This is a genomic window from Ideonella sp. (assembly GCF_041914305.1).
GTDB lineage: Bacteria > Pseudomonadota > Gammaproteobacteria > Burkholderiales > Burkholderiaceae_C > Ideonella.
The window spans coordinates 179,973-201,437 of sequence record NZ_JAYSDQ010000004.1; the positions used below are offsets into that span (position 1 = coordinate 179,973).

Here is a 21,465-nt window from a genome sequence, read left to right on the forward strand (position 1 = left end):
TGGGTCGCCAACTTGGCTTCAACCTGCGCGCGCTCGGCGCCGCACGAACGCCTGCGTCGCCGCGCGCGCCTCGGCCGACGCCGCGGCGATCATGAACTGCGCGGCTTCGACCTGCAGCGCTTCGTCGATCGGCAGGTTGATGCCGCGGGTCACCGCGCGCAGCGAGGTGGTCACGGCCACCGCCGAATGGCGCGTGATCTGGTGCGCGAGCGCGAGGCACTCGTCGATCAGCCGGTGGCTGTTGTCGACCACTCGATTGACCAGCCCCAGCGCGGCGGCGCGCTCGGCGTCGATCGCTTCGCCGGTCAGGATCATCTCGAGTGCGCGTTTGCGGCCGATGTGGCGGGGCAGCCGTTGCGTGCCGCCGAACGGCGGCGGAAAGCCGAGCTTGATCTCGGGCTTGGCGAAGGTGGCGTGTGGCGCGGCCAGCGCCAGCGCGCAGGCTTCGACCGTTTCGCAACCACCACCGAAGGCCAGGCCGTTGACCGCCGCGATGATGGGCTTGGCGAACGACTCGATGCGCCGCGTCATGCCCTGGCCGCGGCTGACGAAGTGGCGGTAGGCGGCTTCGGGTGACGCGGCGAGATCGGGTGCGAAACCATCGATGTCGGCGCCGGCGCTGAAGGCCTGCGTGCCGGCACCGGTCAGCACCACGGCGCGCACCGAGTCGTCGGCCTCGATGCGCGCAAGCTGCTCCATCAGCTCGTCGATCAGCGCGTAGCTGAGTGCGTTCAGCTTGGTGGGGCGGTTCAGTGTCAGCACAACGTGCGGGCCGTCGTGGTCGGCGATCACGGGTGAGGGCATGCGGGCTCCTGCGGGGTTCAAGAGGGGGTTCGGGCATCATCGGCACGCACCACCCGCCGTGGTGCGACCATTGGTCACGCCCGGCATTCCATCGCTTCATGCCCCACCCCGCCGACAGCGCCGCCGCCCGCCTGCTCAGAACCTTGTCGCTCGATGCATTGCGCGGCTTCGAGGCCGCGGCACGGCGGCTGAATTTCACGCTCGCGGCCGACGAGCTGTGCCTCACCCAGTCGGCCGTCAGCAAGCAGATCAAGGCGCTCGAAGAGGCGCTGGGCCTCACGTTGTTCGTGCGCGGCGCCCGCGGCCTGAGCCTGACGCCCGAAGGCCGCACGCTCTACAGCGGCGTGGCCCCGGCGCTGCAACAGCTGGCGCAGGCACTGGAGCCGATGCTCAACCGCGAGCGGCAGACCGTGTCGATCACCGTGACGCCGTCGTTCGCCTCGCTGTGGCTGGCGCCGCGGCTCGCCGCGTTCCACCACGAGCACCCGGCCATCGATGTGCGGGTCGACGCGGCCGAGTCGAACCTGGCGCTGGAGCGCGAAGGCTTCGACCTCGCCGTGCGCCTGGCGCGGCCTGGTGAGGAGGGGGCTGAAGCCGATCCGCTCTGCCGGCGCCTGACGCGTGAGCGCCTGATGCTCGTCGCTGCGCCGTCAATGGCGGCCCGCGTGTGCAGCCCCGGCGATTTGTTGCGGCTGCCGTTGCTGGTGTTTCACCACGCCGTGCAGCGCCACCCGTGGATGAGCTGGTCGCACTGGTTCAGCCAGCTCGGCCTGGCGCAGCGCGCCGACCAGCCGGTGCTGCAGTTCTCGCAGTACGACCACGTCATCAAGGCCGCGATCGAGGGCGCCGGCATCGCCATTGGGCGGGCACCGCTGGTGTGGCCGTGCTTGCGCGCGGGGCAGCTGCAGGTGGTGTGGCCCGAGTTGCAGGCCGATGGGCTGGACTACCTGCTGCTGATGTCGCAGCGCTCCGCCCCGCGGCCCGAGGTGCGGGCCCTGGCCGGGTGGATCGAGCAGACCTTGGCGGCGGACGGTATGGGTTGAGCGGGCGTTCGCCGGCGCCTCGGCCGACGCTGGCCGCTACCGCGGCCCCAAGGCCCACTTCAGGCCGCGCGTGATCAGGATCGGCGCGACCGTCAGGTGGTCTTCGCCCGCGATCACGTCGGCTCGCAGGCGCAACCCGGGCGTTGGCCGCGCCTGCAGCGCCGAGGCGAACGCGCGCATGTCGGCCACCATGTCGACCTCGTGCGCATAGCGGCTCGGGTCTTTCGCCCCCTTGGGCGCCCGGCCCTCGTATTCACCGACCCCGAGGTAGACATCGGCCCGCAGCGGCGCCTTGGTGTCGAGCGCCCAATCCTTCTGGCGTGCGAACAGTGCATGGTGGTCGAACCACAGCGACGGGCTGCCCAGCACATAACCCTGGAACAGGCCGGGCTCGTGCGTCAGCACGTCGGCACCGAGCAGCGCGCCATACGAATGGCCTGCAAAGACCTTGCGCGACAGGTCGGCCCGGTAGTGCGCGGCGATGAAGGCGAACACCTCGTCGGCGATGAAGCGCCGAAAGCCCGCCGCCTCGCCGAACACCGGCGCACGGCCGGGCATGTCGGACACGACCTTCGCCCCACCGTTCGGCGTCGGCGTGTAGTCGCGCCGCCGGCTGAACTCGGGCGTGTCGCCCTTGGCGTAGCCCAGCCCGACCAGGATGAACTCCGGCAGGTCGTCGCTGTGCCCGCCGACGCGCGCGGCGATCGCCCGCGTGAGCGGAAACGCATACGGCGCGTCGGTGACGAAGACGACCGGGTAGCTGCGGCCCGGCGTGGTCGCATACGACTTCGGCAGCGCGACATACAGCTCGTAGTCGCGCTGCAGGCGGCTGGCATGCAGCAGGTGGACGGCGGTGTCGGGCAGCGCGTAGGCCGCGGCGGCGGGCTCGCCGGCAGTGGTGGTGATGGGCAGCAGCGCGAGCAAGGCGAGCGCCACCCGGCAAAGGGTACGGGTCATGGGCAAGAAAGGTGGAGGCAAGAAGGTGCAAGGCCGCGCGAAGCGCCGCGCGTCATGATGGAGTCGGCTCGGCGTCAGGCCCCCACAGCCTGTCCAACCAGGTGGTGGCGGACGCATCGAAGCCCTGCGCATTGCTCAGCAGCAGCAGCGACAGGCCGTCCGCCGGGCAGCGCAACACCAGCGAGGTGAAGCCGGCATACGCGCCGCCGTGGAACATGAACCGGCGGCCGGCATGGGGCAGCAGCTCCAGCCCGAAGCGATACGGTTCGGCGGCGGGGCCGAAACGTTGGTCTTCGGCGCAGCAGCGGGCCAGCAGGCTGTGATCACCGTGGTGGCGCCAGTCGTCGAGCCACCGCCCCTCGGCCCGCACCAGGTCGTCGAGCGTCGACCACAACCCGCCGTCGCCCCAGGTGGCCAGCGCCACCGGCAGCTCGTGCCACTCATGGGCCTCGGGTGTCGCCCGGCCGTAGCTGCGCGCGCGGCGAGGCAGCACCCGCCATGGCTGGTCCTCAAAGCTGGTGTCGCGCAGGCCCCAGGGCTCGAAGAACCGCCGGTGCGCCAACGCATCGAGGCGGCAGTCGGCGTCTTGCTGCAGCCACTCGGCCAACAGCACGTAGTTGCTGTTGCTGTAGTCGTGGCGCGCGCCCGGCGTGAACGAGACATCGTCGGCCCGCCGGATCAGGTCCAGCGCTTGAGTCTGCGTGACCACGTCGTTGGCGTGGTGGCCGAGTTGCGCGCCCCATAGGAACAGGTAATCGGCGATCCCGCTGGTGTGGCGCAGCAGGTGGCCAGCGCAGACGGGCTGCGCGTAAGACGCCAGCGCCGGCAATTGGGGCCGCAGGTCCTTGTCCAGCGCCAGCCGGCCCTCGGCCACCGCGTCGAGCACCAGCGCGGCCACCCAGGGCTTGGACTCCGAGGCGAGGTAGCAGCGCGTGTCACCGGCCAGCGGCTGCTGCCACTCCAGGTTCGCCATGCCGTGGTGCACGCTGCGCAGCGCCTGCCCGTCGGCCACCAGTGCCGCGCAGAAGCCCGGCCCGTCGGGCGCGTGCTGGGCGCGCAGGGGCTGGATGGCCGCGTCGAAACGGTCCAGCCGTCGAGAAACTTCAGGGGTCATGCCGGGGGGGCGTGGGGGCCGGGAAAGGCGGGGCACGCAGCATACCGAAGGCGGCCCGGCGCCCGGCCTATGCGTGCTGGCGCATGCCCTCGCGGTACGCTGTCGCGATGGATTCCCTGATCGCCGCCGCCGCGCGGGCCCTGGTCGTTGGCGACACGCTCGGCGCGCTCAAGCGCGTGGCGCTGCGCGACGACCCGCCGGCGCTCGCGCTGCGCGGCATCGCGATGGCGCAGCTGGGTGAGCACGCGCGCGCCCGCGAACTCTTGCGCAGCGCGGCCAAGGCCTTCGGTGCCCATGAATCGCTGGCGCGTGCGCGTTGCCTTGTGGCCGAGGCCGAGGTGGCGCTCGCGTTGCGGGACGTTGGCGGCTTGCCGCGCACGTTGACCAGCGCGGCGGCCACGCTCGACGCGCATGGGGATCGGGCGAACGCGCTGCAAGCTCGGTTGATCGCCGTGCGCCGGCTGATCTTGCTCGGCCGGGTCGACGAGGCGGCCGCCACCATGGCCGGCATCGACACCCGCGGCGCGCCGCCGTCGCTGCAGGCCATGGCCGAGCTGGCGGTGGCCGAGGTGGCGCTGCGTTCGTTGCGCACCGTGCCGGCGCGGGCGGCCCTGGCGCGTGCGGCGGAAGCGGCCGAACGTGCGCGCATCCCGGCCCTCGCGGCCGAGGTGGGCGAAGCGCGAGCCGCATTCGATCGACCTGCTGCTCGCCGCGTCCACGCCGGCCACGAATGGCCGCTGCGGCTGGACGAGGTCGAGGCGCTGCAGGCCTCGGGCGCGTTGGTGCTCGACGCCTGCCGCCGCGGCCTGCGCCTGGGCGAGGCCTGGTTGCCGCTGGCGCGCCGGCCGGTGCTGTTCGTGCTGGCGCGTGCTCTGGCCGAGGCGTGGCCCGGCGATGCCGAACGCCACTCGCTGATCGCGCGCGCCTTTCGCACCCGCCATCCAAACGAGACGCACCGAGCGCGGCTGCGTGTCGAGATCGGGCGCCTGCGCTCGCTCGTGGCGCCGTTCGCGCGGGTCGCGGCCACGTCGCGTGGCTTCGCGCTGACGCCGTTGGGCGAACGGTCGGTCGCCGTGCTTCTGCCGCCGATCGATGGTGAGCAGGCCGCGCTGCAGGCGCTGCTGGCCGACGGCGCGGCCTGGTCCACCTCGGCGCTGGCGCTCGCGCTCGGCGTCAACCAGCGCACCGTGCAGCGCGCGCTCGCCGAGCTGGCAGCCGATGGCCGGGTGCGCTCGATCGGCCAGGCCCGCGCGATGCGCTGGCTGGCGCCGCCGCTGGGCGGATTCACGACGATCTTGTTACTCCCCGCTGCGCTGCCACCTGGGTAGATTGCGGTCCATCGCACCGGCCACCGGTGCACCACGAGGAACGCGACATGACCCCCAACCTGACCCCCTCCAGCGACAACGGCACCCCCGCTGTCCGCGCCGCCGAGATCGTGCGCGAGTACGGCCCGTACACCGGTATCGACAAGATCAATGGCGTGACCCACGACGGCCACCAGGTCTGGGCGGCCGCCGGTGCGCAGCTGATCGCGATCGACCCCGACAGCGGGCAACTGGCCCGCACGCTCGACTGCGCGGGCGACGCCGGCACCGCCTTCGACGGCACCCACCTGTACCAGATCACCGAAGCGCGCATCGACAAGATCGACCCCGCCACCGGCCAGGTGGTCGCGACGATCGCCGCGCCGGGTCACGGCCGCGACTCGGGCCTGGCCTGGGCCGAGGGCAGCCTGTGGGTCGGCCAGTACCGCGACCGCCAGATCCTGCAGATCGACCCCGCCACCGGCGCCGTGCTGCGCACGATCGAAACCAACCGCTTCGTCACCGGCGTGACCTGGGTCGACGGAGACCTGTGGCACGGCACCTGGGAGGGCGACGAGAGCGAGCTGCGCCGCATCGACCCGGGCAGCGGCGCCGTGCTCGAACGGATCGAGATGCCGCCAGGCACGGGCGTCAGCGGGCTCGAGTCCGACGGCGCCGGCCTCTTCTACTGCGGCGGCGGATCGAGCGGCAAGGTGCGCGCAGTGCGGCGGCCGAAGAAGAAGGCGACTGCGTGAACGCGACGCTGCGGCGTTCGTAGCCCGCAGCGTTTGCCCGGGCCCTCGCGCCCGGCACCCCTGTCGGTTTCCCGACCGACGACCCACGCACCGACCGTGGCGCACCCCGTGAGGCGGGCGCGGGATCGGTGCGCCCATTTCCCTCCACCAGTCGACCACGCTCGACGAGCCCAAGGAACACACCATGCCCACCACCACGACGACCATCCACCCCCGCACCCCGAATCACCCGACGGCCTCACGGACCCAATGGGTCGAACAGCGCACGGCCTTGCTGGCACGCGAGAAAGAGCTGACGCGACTGCGCGACCAGATTGCACGCGAGCGCCGCGCGCTGCCCTGGGTGCCGATCGAGAAGAGCTATGTCTTCGATGCGCCCGAAGGCCGCCGCACGCTGGCCGAGCTGTTCGACGGCCGCTCGCAACTGGTGGTGCAGCACTTCATGTTCGCGCCGGGCTGGGAGGCCGGCTGCAAGAGCTGCTCGTTCATGGCCGACCACATCGACGGCACCCAGCCGCACCTGGCCCAGCGCGATGTCACCTTGCTGGTGGTCTCGCGCGCACCGCTGGCCGACATCGAGCGCTTTCGCCGGCGCATGGGCTGGCAGTTCAAGTGGGTCTCGTCGTTCGGCACCGACTTCAACCACGACTTCGGCGTCAGCTTCACGGCCGAAGAGCGGGCGAGCGGTGCGGTCGACTACAACTACACCCGCCAGCCCTTCCCGCTCGAAGAGGCGCCCGGCCTCAGTGCGTTCTACCGCGGTGACGATGGCCAGGTGTTCCACACCTACTCAACCTACGGTCGCGGCGTCGAGCTGATGATGGGCACCTACGACTTCCTCGACATCGCACCGAAGGGCCGTGACGAGGACGACCTGGGCTACACGATGGAATGGCTGCGCCACCACGACCGCTACGAGCGGACGGCGGTCGAGAAGGCGTCGACGGCGTCGTGCTGCGCACGCGGTTGATCCGCAGTCGGCTCGGGCGCGAGGCCGCATGATGGACGACGTCTGGCCCTGGCTGGTGCTGGCGGGGGCCGGCGCCTTGCACGGCCTGAACCCCCTCACCGGCTGGCTGTTTGTCGCCGGGCGCGGCGCGCCAGCCGGCCACCGGGTGTCGACGTGGCGAGCGCTGGTTCCGATCGCCGCTGGTCATCTGGCATCGATGGGCGTGGTGGCGGTCGCCGTCGTTTTCGGCCGCTCGCTCGACCGCACATGGCTGCAGGCCGCAGCGGCTGGGCTGCTGGCCGTCGTCGCGGGTTTGCACTGGCGGGCACGGCGCTCGAAGCGTGTGTGCGTGCCGGCGGGCCACGCCGGCCTGGCCCTGTGGTCGTTCATCGTCGCCACTGGCCACGGCGCCGGCCTGATGCTGGTGCCGGCGCTGATCCCGCTGTGCGCGCCAGGCCCCTTGGCCCGGGCGGCTTCGGCCACCGGCTCGCTGACGATGGCATTCGCCGCGGTCGGTGTTCACACCGTCGCGATGCTCGCGGCGAGCGGCGCGGCGGCCAACGTGGCGCACCGCCTGTGGGGCCTCGGGGCTTGTCGGCTGGTGGGCCTCAGGCCGAGGCCACTGTCCGCGCCACCAGCGCTGCGCTGAGCGCTGTTGGGGCCGGCAACGTGTGTGCGCCCAGGCCCGACTCGAACCCACGCAGATCCGCCATCCACGCATCCGCCCCCCGCAGCGCGCCTTCGGCCCCAACGCCGATCGCATACATCCCCGCCGCCTTGATCGCATCGATGCCGGCCTGCGCGTCCTCGACGCCGATGCACTCGGCCGGCGGCACGCCCAGCGCGGCGGCGGCGCGCAGGAAGATCTCGGGGTCGGGCTTGCTGCGGTGCAGGGTGCGGGCGTCGACGACGTGGTCGAAGCGGTCGGTGATGCCCAGGCGCTGCAGTACCGTCGGTGCGTTGTGGCTGACCGAGGCCAGCGCGATGCGCAGCCCGGCAGCGCGGCAGGCCGCCAGGGCGTCGGCAGCGCCCGGCAGCAGGTCGCCGGGGCCGAGGCCGCCGAGCAGGCGCTGGTAGTGCGCGTTCTTGCGCGCCGCCAGCGTCAGCTTCTCGGCTTCGCGCCACGAGCGTGACGGGTCCTGCGCCAGGATCAGCGCCAGCGATCCCATCCGGTCGACGCCCTTCAGGCGCTCGTTGAACGCCTCGTCGAACGGCAGCCCGAGCGATTCGGCCAGTGCGCGCCAGGCCAGGAAGTGCAGGTGCGCGGTGTCGGTCAGGACGCCGTCGAGATCGAAGATGACGGCGCGGCAGGGGTCGGGGCGGGGCATGGGGTGTTGGTCAGTGGTGGGGTCAAGGTGTCGATCACGCCGGCCGCGGCCAGCGGCAGCCGCACGCTCGGTGCGTCGGGCGACAAGGTCACGCCCAGGCCGTGGTGCCACAGCGTGATTTCGGCGCCGTCGGTCAGGCGGTACTCGGCGGCATCGCGGTGCACCGAGACCTCGAGCCGCGCGCCTTGCCAGTGCAGGCGAAAGCGGAAGTGCGTCCACGCGGCCGGCAGGCAGGGTGCGAAGTGCAGCCGCCCGTCGAACAGGCGCAGGCCACCGAAGCCCTGCGCCAGGCCGAGCCAGGCACCGGCCAGCGCCGCGGTGTGCACGCCGTGCTGGGTGTTGCCGTGGGTGTTGTCCAGGTCGGTGCGGGCGCCGCGCATGAAGTAGTCGAACGCGGTGTCGATGCGGCCGATCTCGGCCGCGACGATGCCGTAGACGCAGGCCGACAGCGACGAGTCGTGCGTGGTCAGCGGCTCGTAGTAGTCGAAGTCGCGGCACTTCTGCTCGTAGGTGAACTGCTCGCCGCGCAGCAGCAGCGCCAGCACCACGTCGGCCTGTTTGCAGACCTGGTGGCGGTAGATCACCAGCGGGTGGTAGTGCAGCAGAAGTGGCCGGTTATTTCCGCTGACCCCGTTGTCGTTCGAAAACGGCCAGTGCGGCTTGTGCAGGAAACCGTCGTCCTGCGGGTGCACGCCGGTCACTGGGTCGACCGGCAGGTACATCTGCGCCGCCGCGGCGCGCCAGCGGGCCGGCTCTTCGGCGCCCAGGCCGATCGCCGCGGCGATGCGCGCATGCGCCGCCGGCTGCTCGGCCGCCAGCCAGCCGGCCAGCTCGGCGGCGTAGGCCAGGTGCTGCTGCGCCATCGCGTTGGTGTAGAAGTTGTTGTCCACCATCGCGGTGTATTCGTCGGGCCCGGTCACCTCGTGGATGCAGAAGGCGCCGCCGCGGCGCGGGTCGTGGTGGCCGAGGTCGAGCCAGATGCGCGCGGTGTCCAGCACCAGCTCGGCGCCCATCGTGGTCATGAACACCGTGTCGCCGGTGGCCTGGGCGTATTGCTTGACCGCATGCGCGATGTCGGCGTTGATGTGGGCCTGCGCGGTGCCGGCCGGAAAGTAGGCCGAGCTTTCGGCGCCGCCGGTGATCGTGCGCCACGGGAACAGCGCGCCCTTGGCATGCGCCATCTCGCGCGCCCGCTGGCGTGCCGCCGGCAGCGCGCGCCAGCGGTACTCGAGCAGTGCGCGGGCGATCGCCGGTGCCGTCCACAGCATCACCGGCAGCACGTAGACCTCGGTGTCCCAGAAGCTGTGGCCTTCGTAGCCTTCACCGGTCAAGCCCTTGGCCGCGATGTTGGTCGCGCCGTCACGGCCGGCCGATTGCAGCAGGTGGAACAAGCCGAAGCGCAGCGACTGCTGCACCCGCTCGTCACCACCGACCTCGACATCGGCGTGCTGCCAGTAGTCGGCCAGCCACGCCGCCTGCTCGTCGCACAGCGTGTCGAAGCCGGCGCGGCGCGCGTTGGCCAGCTGCGCCAGCGCCAGCTCGGCCAGGGCCTCTTGCTCGGCTTGCGGGCCGTGAAGGTAGCAGCCGAACTTGGTCAGCGTCACGCTCTGGCCCAGCCGCAGCTCGCCGGCCACCTGGTGCGACAAGCGCTCGCCGGCGCGCGGCAAGTCGGGCCGCGCCTCGAAGCCTTCGGGGCTGTCGACCACATGCTCCAGTGCGCTGACCAGCGCCAGCCCGCTGTGCTCGGTGCGCTGCATCAGCAGCATCGTGCTGCCGGCCTGGCGGCTGGCCTGCCACAGCAGCGGAGACGGGCGCGCGGCGCCGACGCGCGGGTCATTGGCCGCGCCGACATTGGGCGTGCACGCGTCCAGCGTCGACAGCAGCCGCACCGGGCCGCCGGCATCGAGCGCGGTCACCTGGTAGCGCACCGCGTAGACGTCGGGCCGCGTGAAGCTGACGATGCGCTCGCTGGTGATCGCGACCACGCGTCCACGCGGCGAGCGCCACTGCACGTGGCGCGTGAGCACGCCACGGCGAAAGTCGAGCCGGCGTTCGTAGGCCACGAGCTGGCCCTGCGTCAGGTCAACGCACTCGTCGCCCAGCGTCAGCTCGATCGCCTTGCCGTTCGGCAGCTTGAGCTGGAACTCGTTGTGCCGCGCCAGGCCGAACGCGTCCTCCGGGTAGTGGATCGGCTCGCGCTCGTACAGCCCGTTGAGGAAGTTGCCGTCCTGCGATGTGCTGCGGCCTGGCGGCAGCGGTTCGTCATGCGCGCCGCGCAGGCCGATGCGGCCGTTGCCGAGCGCGAACAGCGTCTCGGCCAGCGCCACCCGCTGCGGGTCGAACAAGGTTTCGGTCAGGCCCCAGGGCTCGGGGGCACACAGCGGCGCAAGGGCGGGTTCGGCGGCATTCATCGGGGTACTTCGTTGGGAAAGTCGAGCGGGTCAGTGCGCGGTGGCAAGCCGCGGTTGCGCGCGGCCGTCCTGGCGAAACAGGTGCAGCGCCTCGGGTGGCAGCGTGTAGGCCAGGCGGTCGCCCACGCGCAGGTCGTCGCGCGTGGTCTTCACCAGCAGCGCCGGCTCGGGCACGATCGCGCCGTCTTTGGCCACCACGCCGCTGGCCAGCGGCCCCTCGTGGCCGGCGAGGTAGACGTAGGCGTGCTCGCCCAGCTGCTCGACATGCGAAACGCGGCCGCTGCCCGGGCCTTCGCCGAGCCGCACATGCTCGGGGCGGATGCCGATCGTGACCGCCTCGCCCGCGGCCAGCCCGGCGGCGGCCACGCGCGCCTCGCACGGCTGCGCGCCGGTGCGCAAGGTCACGCCGCTGTCGGCCAGCGCCTGCACCGTGGCGGGCAGGAAGTTCATGCCCGGCGAGCCGATGAAGCCGGCGACGAATGCATTGGCCGGGTGGTGGTACAGCTCCAGCGGGTGGCCGACCTGGGCGATGCTCGGCAACTCGCCGCGCTCGGCGGCGGGCCGCAGCAGCACGATCTTGTCGGCCAGCGTCATCGCCTCGACCTGGTCGTGCGTCACATAGACCATGCTGGCCGAGCCCAGCGCACGGTGCAGCCGGGCCAGCTCGACACGGGTGCGCACGCGCAGCGCGGCGTCCAGGTTTGACAGCGGCTCGTCGAACAGCAGCACGCTGGCCTGGCGCACGATCGCGCGGCCGATCGCCACCCGCTGGCGCTGACCGCCGGACAGGTCGCGTGGCTTGCGCTGCAGCAGCGACTCCATGTCCAGCATGCGCGCGGCCTCGCGCACGCGGCGGTGGATCTCGGCTTCGGGCAGCTTGCGGTAGCGCAAGCCGAAGGCCATGTTCTCGTACGCCGTCATGTGCGGGTACAGCGCGTAGCTCTGGAACACCATCGCCACATCACGCTCGGCCGGCGGCATGTGTTCGACGCGCCGGCCGGCGATCGAGATCGCGCCCTCGCTCGGCTCGTCCAGCCCGGCCAGCAAGCGCAGCAGCGTCGACTTGCCGCAGCCCGAGGGCCCGACGAAGACGCAGAACTCACCCGGCTCGATCACCAGGTCGATGTCGCGTAGCACATGCTGGTCGCCGAAGCGTTTTTGTACATCTCGCAATTCGATGCGGCTCATGCGGTACTCCTTAGCCTTTGACGGAACCCTGGGTCAGCCCAGAGACGATGCGGCGCTGGAACACCAGCACCAGCAACAACAACGGCAGCGTGACGATCACCGATGCGGCCATCAGCGCGCCCCAGGGCAGCTCGAACTTGCTCGGCGCACTGATCAGCGCGATCGCCACCGGCACCGTGCGCTCTTCGGTCGACAAGGTGAAGGTCAGTGCGAACAAGAACTCGTTCCACGCGGCGATGAAGGCCAGCAGCCCGGTCGCCACCATTGCCGGCGCCAGCAGCGGCGCGAAGATGCGAAACACCAGCGTCAGCGGGCCGACACCGTCCATCGCCGCGGCCTCTTCCAGCTCGCGCGGCAGCTGGCGCGTGAAGGTGACCAGCACCCACACGGTGAACGGCAAGGTCAGCATCAGGTCGGCCAGCAGCAGTGCGCCCAGCGAGTCGTACAGGCCCAGCACCCGCACCAGCTCGAACATGCCCGACAACACGGCGACCTGCGGGAACATCGACGCCGCCAGGATCGTCAACAGCAGCAGCCCGCGGCCGCGAAAGTCGACCCGCGCCAGCGCCCAGGCCGCCATCAGCCCGAGCAGCATCGACAGGCCGACCACGCCGAGCGCGACCAGCGCCGAGTTCAGCAGGTTGTGCGCGAACGGTTGGTCGCGGAACAGCGTCAGGTAGTTGTCCAGCGTCGGCTGGTCCGGCCACAGCTGGGGCGAGAACAAGCCCTCGCGCTGCTTGAACGAGCTGGAGATCGCGACGGCCAGCGGTGCCAGCGTGACGAACAGCAGCAAGGCCGAGGCCAGCGCGTAGCCCACCCGGCCGAGGCCGCGTTTGATGGCATGGCTCATGTGGTCCGCCTTTCGTGGCGGCGCATCAACCCCATCGCGCCGATCGTCAGCAGCGCGATGATGAAGAACAGCGTGGTCGCCGCGGCCGAGCCGTAGCCGACCTGCTGGAAGTCGATCAACTGCTCGCGCACGAAGACCGACATGCTGCGCGTGTCGCGGCTGTTCGAGGTCATCACGTAGATCACGTCGAACACGCGCAGCGCATCCAGCAGACGAAAGACGACGGCGACCCCCACGCCGGGCAGGATCAGCGGCAGCGTGATGCGGCGAAAGGTCGCCAGGCGCGGCACGCCGTCGACCCGCGCGGCTTCGAGGCAATCGCCGGGCACCATCTGCAGCGCAGCCAGGATCAGCAGCGCCATGAACGGCGTGGTCTTCCACACGTCGACCGCGACGACCGTCGCCAGCGACAGCGCCGGGTCGGCGGTGAAGGCCAGCGGCGTGCTGATCAGCCCGGCGGCCAGCAGGTAGTGGTTCACCACGCCGAACTGGTCGTGCAGCATCCAGCTCCACATCTTGGCCGAGACGACCGTCGGCACCGCCCACGGCACCAGCATCGCGGTGCGCAGCAGCAGGCGGATGCGCGAGGGCTGGTTGATCAGCAGTGCGACGCCCAGGCCGAGCAGCGTTTCGAGCGTGACCGAGGTGACGGCGAAGACCAGCGTGTTGCCGACCGCGCTCCACCAGTCCGGGTCGGCCCACAGACCGTATTCGCCGATGTAGTTTTCAAGCCCGACGAAGCGGCGTGTCGGTTCGGACAGGCGCGCATCGGTGACGCTGAGCCAGATCGTGCGCACCAGCGGCCAGCCGGCCACGCCGGCCAGCGTGACCAGCAGCGGCGCCAGCATCCACAGCGCCCAGCGGCGGCGCTGGCGCACCAGGCCGCGTGGCCGCCGCCCCGGCGGCGCTGCGGCATCCGCGTCGACGCTGGCCTGCGAGCGCAGCTTCAGTTCCATCGCCCACCGCGGCTGGCGCGCTTCAGGTTGCTTTCGAGCTTGGCCAGCGCTTCGTCGGGCTGCGCGCGGCCGGCCAGCACATCGTGCGTGGCGTTCCAGAACTCGTTGCTGACCTTGTTGTACTGCGAGCCTGTGGCGGCGGTCGGCCGCGCCACGGCACTGGTGAACGCGCCGACCAGGTCGCCCATGAACGGGTTGGCCTTCAGCACCTCGGCGTCCTGGTACAGCGCCGGTCGCGTCGGGTTGAACGAGCCGGCCAGCGCGCGCTCCTTTTGCACCGCGGCGCTGGTCATGTACAGCACCAGCTCGGTCGCGAGCGCGGCGTTGCGCGAGTACTTCGACACCGCGAGCGATTCGCCGCCCAGCGTGGCCGCGGGCTTGCCACCCGGGCCGGCGGGCAGTGGCGCCACGCCGATCTTGCCCTTGATCGTGCTGCCGTCGGCCTGCGCCAGCGACCACGCATAGGGCCAGTTGCGCATGAAGACGGCGTTGCCGGCCTGGAACACGCCGCGCGATTCTTCTTCGGCGTAGTTCAGCACGGCGGTCGGCGAGATGCTGCCGACCCAGCCGGCGGCCGTCTTCAGCGCGTCGGCCAGCTTCGGGTTGCGTGCGCTGATGCGGCCGTCGCTTTCGACGATGCTGCCGCCGCCATGGCTGACCGACCATTCGAGCGCGTTGCAGGTCAGCCCTTCGTAGGCGCGGCCCTGCCAGACGAAGCCCCACATCCGGTCGTTGCCGGCGGCGCGCTCGGCGTCTTGAATGCGGCGCGCGCTGGTGGTCAGCTCGGTCCAGGTGGTCGGCACGGCGAGCTTGTGCTTGTCGAGCAGGTCCTTGCGATAGAACAGCAGCCCGGCGTTGACGAACCACGGCATCGCGACGAGCCGGCCGCCGACGGTGTTGTTGGCCACGAAGGCCGGAAAGTGCTGGCCCTCGGCACCGCCGCTGGCGGGCTTCAGATCTTGCAAGTGGTTGGCCAGCAGGCCGGGCCACACCACGTCGATCTGGAACACGTCGATCTTGTCGGAGCCGGCGCCCAGCACCTGCTGGTACAGCGCCAGCCGTTCGCTCGCGTCGTTCGGCGTCGCGACGACCTGCACCTGGTTCCCTGTCTGCTTCGCCCAGGCCTCGGCCGAGCGTTTGCACAGCTCCAGCTCCTGGCCGACCGAGCCGCACGAGATCTTGATCGAGGCGGCCTGGCCCGCCGCACCGGTGGTGGCCAGCGCGAGGGCGATGCCGGTTCGAAGCCAACGGCCCGTTGTACGCATGGGTGAGGTCTCCTTGTGTCGTCGTTCGTTCGAAGTGCGCAGCAAAGGCGGCTCCCGCCTTGCGCATGTCGCCATCTCACCCGGCCGGGATGAACGGCCGATTACGAATGTTGACCAACCGATGAAACACGGGCGGCGCTTGGTGGCGCCTCGTGTGCCGGTGCCTCGCCCAGTGCCTGGCGCAGCGCCGGTGCGGCAAACGGCTTTTGCAGAAACGGCACGCCCGCGGGCCAGGCCTGGCTGGGGGTGGCCGACAGCTCCGGTGGCAGGCCGGACATCAGCACCACCCGCAGCCCGTGCTGTTTCGCGGCCACCGCCTGGGCCAGCGCCAGGCCACTCAGGCCGGCGCCAAGGCAGATGTCCGACAGCAGCACGGTGGCCCACGGCCCAGCGTCGAGCAAGGCCTCGGCCTCGGCCACGTTGCCGGCGCCGCGCACCTCGGCGCCGGCGGCTTCGAGCTCCTCGGTCACCGTCTGGCGCAGCGCCACGTCGTCGTCGACCAGCAGCACGCGGTGTCCGCGCAGGTCGGCCTGGCCGGGCACGGCGCTGTCGCCGTCGGCCGGTGCCTCCACCGGGCGCGGCGCGGCCGGGAAGCGCAAGCTCACGCAGGTGCCAGCGCCGGGCTGGCTGGTCAGCGTGATGTCGCCGCCGCTTTGCTTGACGAAGCCGTAGACGATCGACAGGCCCAGCCCGCTACCGACGCCCGCCGGCTTGGTGGTGAAGAAGGGTTCGAAGACCTTGCGCGTCGTCGCCTCGCTCATGCCGACGCCGGTGTCCAGCACGCTCAGCTCGATGCCGTCGCGGCCGTCGTCCAAGGTGCAGCCGCGGCTGCGCACCGTCAGCGTGCCGCCGCCGGGCATCGCCGCGGCGCTGTTCATCACCAGGTTCAGCAGCGCGTTTTCCAGCTGGCCACGGTCCACGCGCACGCCGCGCGCTTGCGCGCCCAGGTCGAGCTGCACTTCGGTGGCGTCACCGGCGCTGTACTCGACCAGGTCGCGCATCTCCTCGACCATCTCGTCCACCGGCACCCACTCGGCCTCCAGCGGCTGGCGGCGGGCGAAGGCCAGCAGCCGCCGCACCAGCCCGGCCGCCGAGCGCGCGGCGCGCTGCACGCGCGACCACTGCGCATGCGCGCGCGGCGAGCCGGCGAGTTCGCTTTCCAGCAGCGCCAGCGTGCCCAGCATCGTGCCGAGGTAGTTGTTGAAATCGTGCGCCACGCCACCGGTCAACTGGCCCAGCACCTCGAGCTTCTGCGCCTGGTGCAGCTGGCTTTCGATCGCGCGGCGGGTGGTCTGGTCGGTGGCCAGCGTCACGCTGCCGCCGCTGGCCATCGTGCGGGTGCGCAGCTCGAGCAGCGTGCCGTTGGGCAGCTGCAGCGCCAGGTGGTCGTGCCGGGCCAGCGCGGCGGGGTCGGTGCCGGCCAGCGGCTGCGGCGTGCCGGCCGGGCTGGTGCACCAGGTGGTTTCGGCCGGCAGCGTGGCGAACAGGGCCGGCGCGGTCACGCCGGCCGTCACGGTGATGCCGTGCGGCGCCAGCAGGTGGGCGAAGCGCCGGTTCCACAGCAGCAGGTGCTGCGCCGGGTCGAACACCGCCAGGCCGTCGGTCAGGCTCTCGTGCACGGCGTCCAGCAGCGCGCGTTGCTCGCGCAGCTCGGCCACCAGGCGCTGGCGCGCCAGCACGTGCTCGCGAAAGACCTCGAAGCTGCGGGCCAGCGCGCCCAGCTCGTCGCGCCGCGCCGGGGCCGGCCGGCGCGGCGCGGTGTCGCCCTCGGCCAGCCGGGTCATGCCATCGGTCAACGATTCGATCTCGGCCACCAAGGCACCGACATAGCGCGCGGCGCCGACCGCGATCACCAGGCAGCCGAAGGCCAGGATCAGCATCCAGCCTTCGCCGAAGCGCACCGCGCTGTGCACGCTGCGGCTGCGTTCGGCGGCGCTGCCGCGCAGCTCGGCAACGTGGCGGCCGACCTCGGCGTTCAGCTCGTCGGCGTTGGCGCGGGTGTCTTCGACCAGGTACTCGGTCGCGCGCTTGAGCGTCACCAGCCGCTGGCGCAGCGCCAGCAGGCCATCGGGCGCGGCCAGCTCGGCCAGCGTGCCGGCCATCGGCGCCGGCAGCTGCGGCAACGCGCGCCGCTGCCGTGCGGCCAGCAGCAAGGCCTCGGCGTCGGCCTGGAAGCGGCCGACCTCGGCCGGGTCGGGCGCCACGCTGCCCAGCACCAGCGTCGACCACAGCGCGGCCACGGCCGGGTCCAGCGGCTGCGGCGCGTCGCGGTGCAGCCGGATGCCCAGCTCGTTCAGCCGCTGCATCGCCGCCGACAGCTGGTCCTGCGTCGTCAGGCTGCGCTGCGTCAGCTCGACCAGCCCCGCCAGGTGGTGGGCCACGCCCTCACGCAGCCGCGGCAGCGCCTCGCCCAGCGCCGGCGTCGGGCGCAGCCGCTCGGCCTGGGCCTGCACCTGCTCCAGCAGCGCCTGGGCCTCGTCGCGCGTGGCGGCCAGCTCTTCGGTCGAGGCCGAGTCGCTCATCCGCCGCGCCAGTGCGGCCAGGCGGGTCGTGCGCTGCGCCAGTTCGAGCGCCAGCGAGATGTTGGGCAGCAGGTCGTCTTCAACGCCCACCAGCGCACGCTGCGTGCTGCGCATGCCGTACCAGCCGACGACAGCCAGCCCGATGGCCGCGACCAGCAGCACGCCAAAAGCCGCCAGCAGGCGTGTGCGCACCCGGGTGGTCATGGGGCCCCCACGCCCCCTCCGGGGGCTGCCTTGCAGGCCGCGCCGAGCCAGAGGCTCGGCCCTTTGCTAGGCACAAACAGTCCTCGGGACTGTTCATGTCCGAGCAAAGCCCCCCGGGGGGGCTCGCGCAGCGGACTGGCGAAGCCAGATCCGCGCACGCCACCGGATGGGCGGCGGCGCTTCGCGCGCCTGCAACAGCGCCGACCGTTTGCTCCGAGCTTCTCAGGCCTGGGCGCGGGGCCGGCGTTCCGCACCGCAGTCATACCTTCTGCACGTCCGCCGCGAAGGCGTAGCCCAGGCCGCGTTCGGTGCAGATGTAGCGCGGATGCTTCGGGTTGGGCTCGATCTTGCGGCGCAGGCGCAGGATCAGCACGTCGATCGTGCGGTCGAAGACCTCGGTGTCGATGCTGCGGGTGTGCTCGAGCAGCTGGTCGCGTGACCAGACCCGGCGTGGTTGCCGCACGAAGGCTTCGAGCAGCCGGTACTCGGCCTGGGTCAGCGGGCAGGCGCTGCCGTCGACATGGCGCAGGTCGCGCTCGGTCACGTCGAGCAGCCAGTCGCCGAAGCGCAGCTGCTCGCCGCGCGGCGCCGCGGGCGGCTTCGGTGTGGCGGGTTCGGTGGCGGCGGGCGTGTCGGCCGCGGCGGCGTGGCCATAGCGCCGCAGCACCGCGCGCACCCGCGCCACCAGCTCGCGCGGGCTGAACGGCTTGATCAGGAAGTCGTCGGCCGCCAGCTCCAGCAACAGCACGCGGTCGGTCTCGTCACTGCTGCCGCTGATCATGATGATCGGCGCGTCGCTGCGCTGGCGCAGCAGCCGGGCCAGCGTCAACCCGTCCTCGGCCTGCAGCCGCAGGTCGAGCAGCAGCAGGTCGTAGCGTTGCGCCGCCAGCAGGCCACGCGCGGTGGCGCCGTCGGGCGCGCCATCGGCTTCGAAGCCGGCCTTGCGCAGCACGTCCTGCAGCGAAGCCACCATGTCCGCCTCGTCGTCGACGACGAGGATGCGAGGTCTTGTCTCCACGGTCTCTCCACCGGCTCGTGGGCCTGTGTGTGATGTCAGCTGTCTTTATCGGGCCGCAGGGCGGCCGGGTCTTCGGTAGTAATACCAAAGCCACCCCCGCCGGTGATTTCATTTGCAGATTTCAAATGTTTCAGAAGGGGTTCACAAGGACGCGCGCCACGCGTCCGGACCCACGCCCCACGGGGTATCTCCGTGCGCAGTTCCATCCCGAGAAGATGCAACGAGGAACAGCCAGGCGCCCCGTAGACTGCCCGACTTCTGACTGGAGGATCAGCCGACATGAAAAAGACACCCGCCTTCGCTGCCCACCCTTTTCGCGCGCTGGCGCTGGGGCTCATTGGCACGACTTGCCTGGCCACGCATGTGCAGGCGCTTCCGACCTATGAATGTCAGCTCCTGCGTCCCGTCGACGGCGTGCCCGCCGACAGCTATCCCGAAGCCATCAACCGCCGCGGCGACGTGATCGGCTCCTTCGAGGAGAGTCCTCGCGCGTGGGACAGCACGAACAAGGGCCGTGCCCTCACGCTCGAACCCGGATCCGGTCTCTACACCATGGGTGGCATCAATGACGATGGCTACGCCGTCGGCTCTGCAATCTATGCCAACGGTAGCAACGGCTCCAACCGGGGTGTCTCCTACCTCTGGGCGCCCGACGGAAGCTATCAGCGCTTGTCTCAGCACGAGGGCCAGATCACGGGCGTGTCAGGCATCAACAGCGCCGGCGTGATCGCCGGCTGGACCCAGCTTTACAACGGCCCGGATACCGCGACGCTCTGGGAGGACGGGCAGCAGCGGACCTTGAAGCCCCTGCAATCCGGCAAGAGCGCCCAAGCGATCCAGATCAACGACAAGGGTGTGGTGGTGGGCCAGGCCGAACGCACCGTGGACGGCGTGCTGGTGACACACGCGGTGAGGTGGAGGGACGGACGGGTGCGTGACCTCGGCGCCCTGCCGGGACACAAGTTCTCCACCGCGCTGGCCCTCAATACCTTCGGCGTGATCGTGGGCTACAGCCGCGAAGACGTTGATGTCGGTCTCACGCAGCCGGTCGCCTGGGTCAACGGTGTCATGCAGTCCCTGATTTCGGATCAATCGGGGGGGCTGGCCCGCAGCGTGAACAAGCACGGCGAGATCGTGGGCTACACGCAATGGTTCGGCAACACCCGGGCCGCCTATTGGCCCCATGCCGGCGCGGAACCAGTGGCTGTCGAGAGCCTGATCGACTGGCGTTACCCCTGCCGGTCCGCCGACGGCCAAAGGGCCACACTGAGCATGGCAACGGCCATCAATGCAGGAGGCGTCGTCGTCGCCTACGGCTCCGTGTCGGGCAACTACCCACCCATCCCCTTCAGGCTGGTGCCGATGACCAAGCCATGAGCGCCCGGGCGCCGCGACGCCCCGCCATTGGCTGCCGGCCGGGACGCCGTTTGGGGGCGTCGCACGCAGCCTCTCGCGAGAAACGCCGGGCCCCGCTGCGCGAATGGCGTCACAGATGATGCCCTCAGCGCCATCCCCAGGTTGGTGGCAGGTCGGCCTCGGCCAACCATCCAGTTAACTCATAGAGTCAGTGGATTGCCGATCCACGCATCGGCGATGTCGCCGGCATGCGACCCATGCCAATAAGAACCACAGGAAGAAGAATCCGAATGACAACGACTCGACATCTTTCTCGCTTCGCCCTTGCACCGGTGTTCATCGGTGTGGCCTGCCTGGCCTCGCCGGCCCTGGCACAGCCCGTCTTCCAGTGCGAACAGCTGGAGCTGCCCGCAGGCAACACGCCGGGCAGCTGGCCGATGGCCATCAACCGAAGCGGCGCCGTGGTGGGCGCCTTCGGCATGTATGGCATCGGAGACTACACGCCAGGCAAATGGGGCAAGACCGGGCAGAAGCGACCCCTGGCGTATGAGGACGGCGCCACCGGCTTCCATCTCGGCGGCATCAACGACGACGGCTATGCGACCGGCTACAACACCGCGTGGACGGGCCCGAATCATGATCAGCTCCCCTCCGGCTACATCTGGTCGCCCGATGGAACGGCCTCGCGCCTGACCCAGTACCAGAACCAGAACACCGCAGGCAACAGCATCAACAACGCCGGTGTCGTCGCCGGCAGGACGTCGCTCTCCAGCACCCCGCTTCTTTACAAGGCGACGCTGTGGGAGGACGGCGCGCAGAAGTATCTGCCGCCGTTGCAGGCCGGCATGGCCGCCGAAGCGCTTCAGATCAACGACAAGGACGTGGTGGTCGGCTGGTCCCGCCTCACCGTTGATGGCGAGCAAACGACGCACGCCGTGAAATGGGTGAACCGCAAGGCGAAGGACCTGGGCACGCTGCCGGGGCACCGGGCTTCGGCTGCGCAGGCGCTCAACACAGCGGGTGTGATCGTCGGATACAGCGTCGGCGTGACAAGACAGCCGGTCGCCTGGGTCAACGGGGTCATCCAGCCCTTGACGGCCGACCAGTCCGCGGGCGAGGCACTCAGTGTGAACCGGCGGGGCGAGATCGTCGGCAACACGACCACACGGGGTGCCACCTACTGGCCGCAGGCCGGCGCAGAACCGGTGGCGCTCGACAGCGTCATCGCGGCGGATCACCCCTGCCGTTCGGCCGAGGGTGCGGTGATCTCGCTGCGCGAGGCCACGGCCATCAACGCGGGCGGTGTGATCGTGGGCTACGGCGACGCCACGACGCCGTCGGGCAATCACTACCTGGCCGGCTTCAAGCTCGTGCCGGTGCCCGCGCAGTAAGCGGCTTCCAGGCCACCAGCCAGCGGCGGAGCGAGGGCGTAGAGCCT

General features: G+C 70.9%; 18 protein-coding genes. 7 read left to right on the forward strand and 11 right to left on the reverse strand.

The features are described 5' to 3' along the window. Positions 1–18 precede the first annotated feature (18 nt). A complete protein-coding gene (locus tag ACE3SG_RS07305; protein WP_374563657.1) occupies positions 19–804 on the reverse strand; it encodes a crotonase/enoyl-CoA hydratase family protein in 786 nt (261 codons plus the stop codon). Between the two features lie 98 nt (positions 805–902). Here ACE3SG_RS07305 and ACE3SG_RS07310 point away from each other — a divergent pair, with 98 nt between their 5' ends. Next, positions 903–1,847, forward strand: coding sequence for a LysR substrate-binding domain-containing protein (locus ACE3SG_RS07310; RefSeq protein WP_374563659.1), 945 nt, complete (start codon positions 903–905; stop codon positions 1,845–1,847). 36 nt (positions 1,848–1,883) lie between these two features. Here ACE3SG_RS07310 and ACE3SG_RS07315 read toward each other — a convergent pair whose 3' ends face one another. Together ACE3SG_RS07315 and ACE3SG_RS07320 are read right to left on the reverse strand one after the other, a co-directional pair. Continuing rightward, a complete protein-coding gene (locus ACE3SG_RS07315) occupies positions 1,884–2,804 on the reverse strand; it encodes an alpha/beta hydrolase (protein ID WP_374563661.1) in 921 nt (306 codons plus the stop codon). A gap of 52 nt (positions 2,805–2,856) precedes the next feature. Further along, on the reverse strand, positions 2,857–3,918 hold the full coding sequence (locus ACE3SG_RS07320; RefSeq protein WP_374563663.1) for a serine hydrolase domain-containing protein: 1,062 nt from the start codon (positions 3,916–3,918) through the stop codon (positions 2,857–2,859). A gap of 107 nt (positions 3,919–4,025) precedes the next feature. Here ACE3SG_RS07320 and ACE3SG_RS07325 point away from each other — a divergent pair, with 107 nt between their 5' ends. The 4 genes from ACE3SG_RS07325 (at position 4,026) to ACE3SG_RS07340 (ending at position 7,578) form a co-directional block, all read left to right on the forward strand. Further along, complete coding sequence (locus tag ACE3SG_RS07325; protein ID WP_374563665.1) at positions 4,026–5,246, forward strand: helix-turn-helix domain-containing protein; 1,221 nt, start codon at positions 4,026–4,028, stop codon at positions 5,244–5,246. Between the two features lie 47 nt (positions 5,247–5,293). After that, the gene (locus tag ACE3SG_RS07330) at positions 5,294–5,980 is read left to right on the forward strand and encodes a hypothetical protein (RefSeq protein ID WP_374563667.1); all 687 of its coding nucleotides are present in this window, start codon (positions 5,294–5,296) and stop codon (positions 5,978–5,980) included. A 184-nt stretch (positions 5,981–6,164) separates the two neighbouring features. Continuing rightward, positions 6,165–6,950, forward strand: a complete 786-nt coding sequence (locus ACE3SG_RS07335; protein ID WP_374563669.1) for a DUF899 domain-containing protein — start codon at positions 6,165–6,167, stop codon at positions 6,948–6,950. A gap of 76 nt (positions 6,951–7,026) precedes the next feature. Then, positions 7,027–7,578: a hypothetical protein gene (locus ACE3SG_RS07340; protein WP_374563671.1), complete on the forward strand. Its 552-nt coding sequence runs from the start codon at positions 7,027–7,029 to the stop codon at positions 7,576–7,578. Here the strand turns inward: ACE3SG_RS07340 and pgmB are convergent. The 8 genes from pgmB to ACE3SG_RS07380 form a co-directional block, all read right to left on the reverse strand. Further along, positions 7,538–8,257, reverse strand: a complete 720-nt coding sequence (gene pgmB / locus ACE3SG_RS07345) for a beta-phosphoglucomutase (protein WP_374563673.1) — start codon at positions 8,255–8,257, stop codon at positions 7,538–7,540. The two genes, ACE3SG_RS07340 and pgmB, sit on opposite strands and share 41 nt — an antisense overlap. Next, entirely contained in the window at positions 8,203–10,668 is a 2,466-nt protein-coding gene (locus tag ACE3SG_RS07350; protein WP_374563675.1) for a glycoside hydrolase family 65 protein, read from the reverse strand. The genes pgmB and ACE3SG_RS07350 overlap by 55 nt, the downstream gene beginning before the upstream one ends. 30 nt (positions 10,669–10,698) lie before the next feature. After that, positions 10,699–11,856, reverse strand: coding sequence for an ABC transporter ATP-binding protein (locus ACE3SG_RS07355; protein ID WP_374563677.1), 1,158 nt, complete (start codon positions 11,854–11,856; stop codon positions 10,699–10,701). 10 nt (positions 11,857–11,866) lie between these two features. After that, complete coding sequence (locus ACE3SG_RS07360) at positions 11,867–12,706, reverse strand: carbohydrate ABC transporter permease (RefSeq protein WP_374563679.1); 840 nt, start codon at positions 12,704–12,706, stop codon at positions 11,867–11,869. Then, entirely contained in the window at positions 12,703–13,662 is a 960-nt protein-coding gene (locus ACE3SG_RS07365) for a carbohydrate ABC transporter permease (protein ID WP_374563681.1), read from the reverse strand. The genes ACE3SG_RS07360 and ACE3SG_RS07365 overlap by 4 nt, the downstream gene beginning before the upstream one ends. Then, positions 13,653–14,927: an ABC transporter substrate-binding protein gene (locus ACE3SG_RS07370; protein ID WP_374563683.1), complete on the reverse strand. Its 1,275-nt coding sequence runs from the start codon at positions 14,925–14,927 to the stop codon at positions 13,653–13,655. The genes ACE3SG_RS07365 and ACE3SG_RS07370 overlap by 10 nt, the downstream gene beginning before the upstream one ends. A gap of 101 nt (positions 14,928–15,028) precedes the next feature. Beyond that, a complete protein-coding gene (locus tag ACE3SG_RS07375; protein WP_374563685.1) occupies positions 15,029–17,653 on the reverse strand; it encodes an ATP-binding protein in 2,625 nt (874 codons plus the stop codon). Positions 17,654–17,912: 259 nt separating this feature from the next. Continuing rightward, positions 17,913–18,671, reverse strand: coding sequence for a response regulator (locus ACE3SG_RS07380; protein WP_374563687.1), 759 nt, complete (start codon positions 18,669–18,671; stop codon positions 17,913–17,915). Between the two features lie 279 nt (positions 18,672–18,950). Between ACE3SG_RS07380 and ACE3SG_RS07385 the strand changes: the two genes are divergently transcribed. Both ACE3SG_RS07385 and ACE3SG_RS07390 read left to right on the forward strand, forming a co-directional pair. Further along, complete coding sequence (locus tag ACE3SG_RS07385; RefSeq protein ID WP_374563689.1) at positions 18,951–20,048, forward strand: hypothetical protein; 1,098 nt, start codon at positions 18,951–18,953, stop codon at positions 20,046–20,048. Between the two features lie 269 nt (positions 20,049–20,317). Next, on the forward strand, positions 20,318–21,418 hold the full coding sequence (locus ACE3SG_RS07390) for a hypothetical protein (RefSeq protein WP_374563691.1): 1,101 nt from the start codon (positions 20,318–20,320) through the stop codon (positions 21,416–21,418). The last annotated feature ends 47 nt before the right edge of the window (positions 21,419–21,465 follow it).

Excerpts from the sequence above, each read along its gene's own strand:
- ACE3SG_RS07305 (WP_374563657.1), bottom strand. The coding sequence starts at position 804 with ATGCCCTCACCCGTGATCGCCGACCACGACGGCCCGCACGTTGTGCTG.
- ACE3SG_RS07310 (WP_374563659.1), top strand. The coding sequence starts at position 903 with ATGCCCCACCCCGCCGACAGCGCCGCCGCCCGCCTGCTCAGAACCTTG.
- ACE3SG_RS07315 (WP_374563661.1), bottom strand. The coding sequence starts at position 2,804 with ATGACCCGTACCCTTTGCCGGGTGGCGCTCGCCTTGCTCGCGCTGCTG.
- ACE3SG_RS07320 (WP_374563663.1), bottom strand. The coding sequence starts at position 3,918 with ATGACCCCTGAAGTTTCTCGACGGCTGGACCGTTTCGACGCGGCCATC.
- ACE3SG_RS07325 (WP_374563665.1), top strand. The coding sequence starts at position 4,026 with ATGGATTCCCTGATCGCCGCCGCCGCGCGGGCCCTGGTCGTTGGCGAC.
- ACE3SG_RS07330 (WP_374563667.1), top strand. The coding sequence starts at position 5,294 with ATGACCCCCAACCTGACCCCCTCCAGCGACAACGGCACCCCCGCTGTC.
- ACE3SG_RS07335 (WP_374563669.1), top strand. The coding sequence starts at position 6,165 with ATGCCCACCACCACGACGACCATCCACCCCCGCACCCCGAATCACCCG.
- pgmB (WP_374563673.1), bottom strand. The coding sequence starts at position 8,257 with ATGCCCCGCCCCGACCCCTGCCGCGCCGTCATCTTCGATCTCGACGGC.
- ACE3SG_RS07350 (WP_374563675.1), bottom strand. The coding sequence starts at position 10,668 with ATGAATGCCGCCGAACCCGCCCTTGCGCCGCTGTGTGCCCCCGAGCCC.
- ACE3SG_RS07355 (WP_374563677.1), bottom strand. The coding sequence starts at position 11,856 with ATGAGCCGCATCGAATTGCGAGATGTACAAAAACGCTTCGGCGACCAG.
- ACE3SG_RS07360 (WP_374563679.1), bottom strand. The coding sequence starts at position 12,706 with ATGAGCCATGCCATCAAACGCGGCCTCGGCCGGGTGGGCTACGCGCTG.
- ACE3SG_RS07365 (WP_374563681.1), bottom strand. The coding sequence starts at position 13,662 with ATGGAACTGAAGCTGCGCTCGCAGGCCAGCGTCGACGCGGATGCCGCA.
- ACE3SG_RS07370 (WP_374563683.1), bottom strand. The coding sequence starts at position 14,927 with ATGCGTACAACGGGCCGTTGGCTTCGAACCGGCATCGCCCTCGCGCTG.
- ACE3SG_RS07375 (WP_374563685.1), bottom strand. The coding sequence starts at position 17,653 with ATGACCACCCGGGTGCGCACACGCCTGCTGGCGGCTTTTGGCGTGCTG.
- ACE3SG_RS07385 (WP_374563689.1), top strand. The coding sequence starts at position 18,951 with ATGAAAAAGACACCCGCCTTCGCTGCCCACCCTTTTCGCGCGCTGGCG.
- ACE3SG_RS07390 (WP_374563691.1), top strand. The coding sequence starts at position 20,318 with ATGACAACGACTCGACATCTTTCTCGCTTCGCCCTTGCACCGGTGTTC.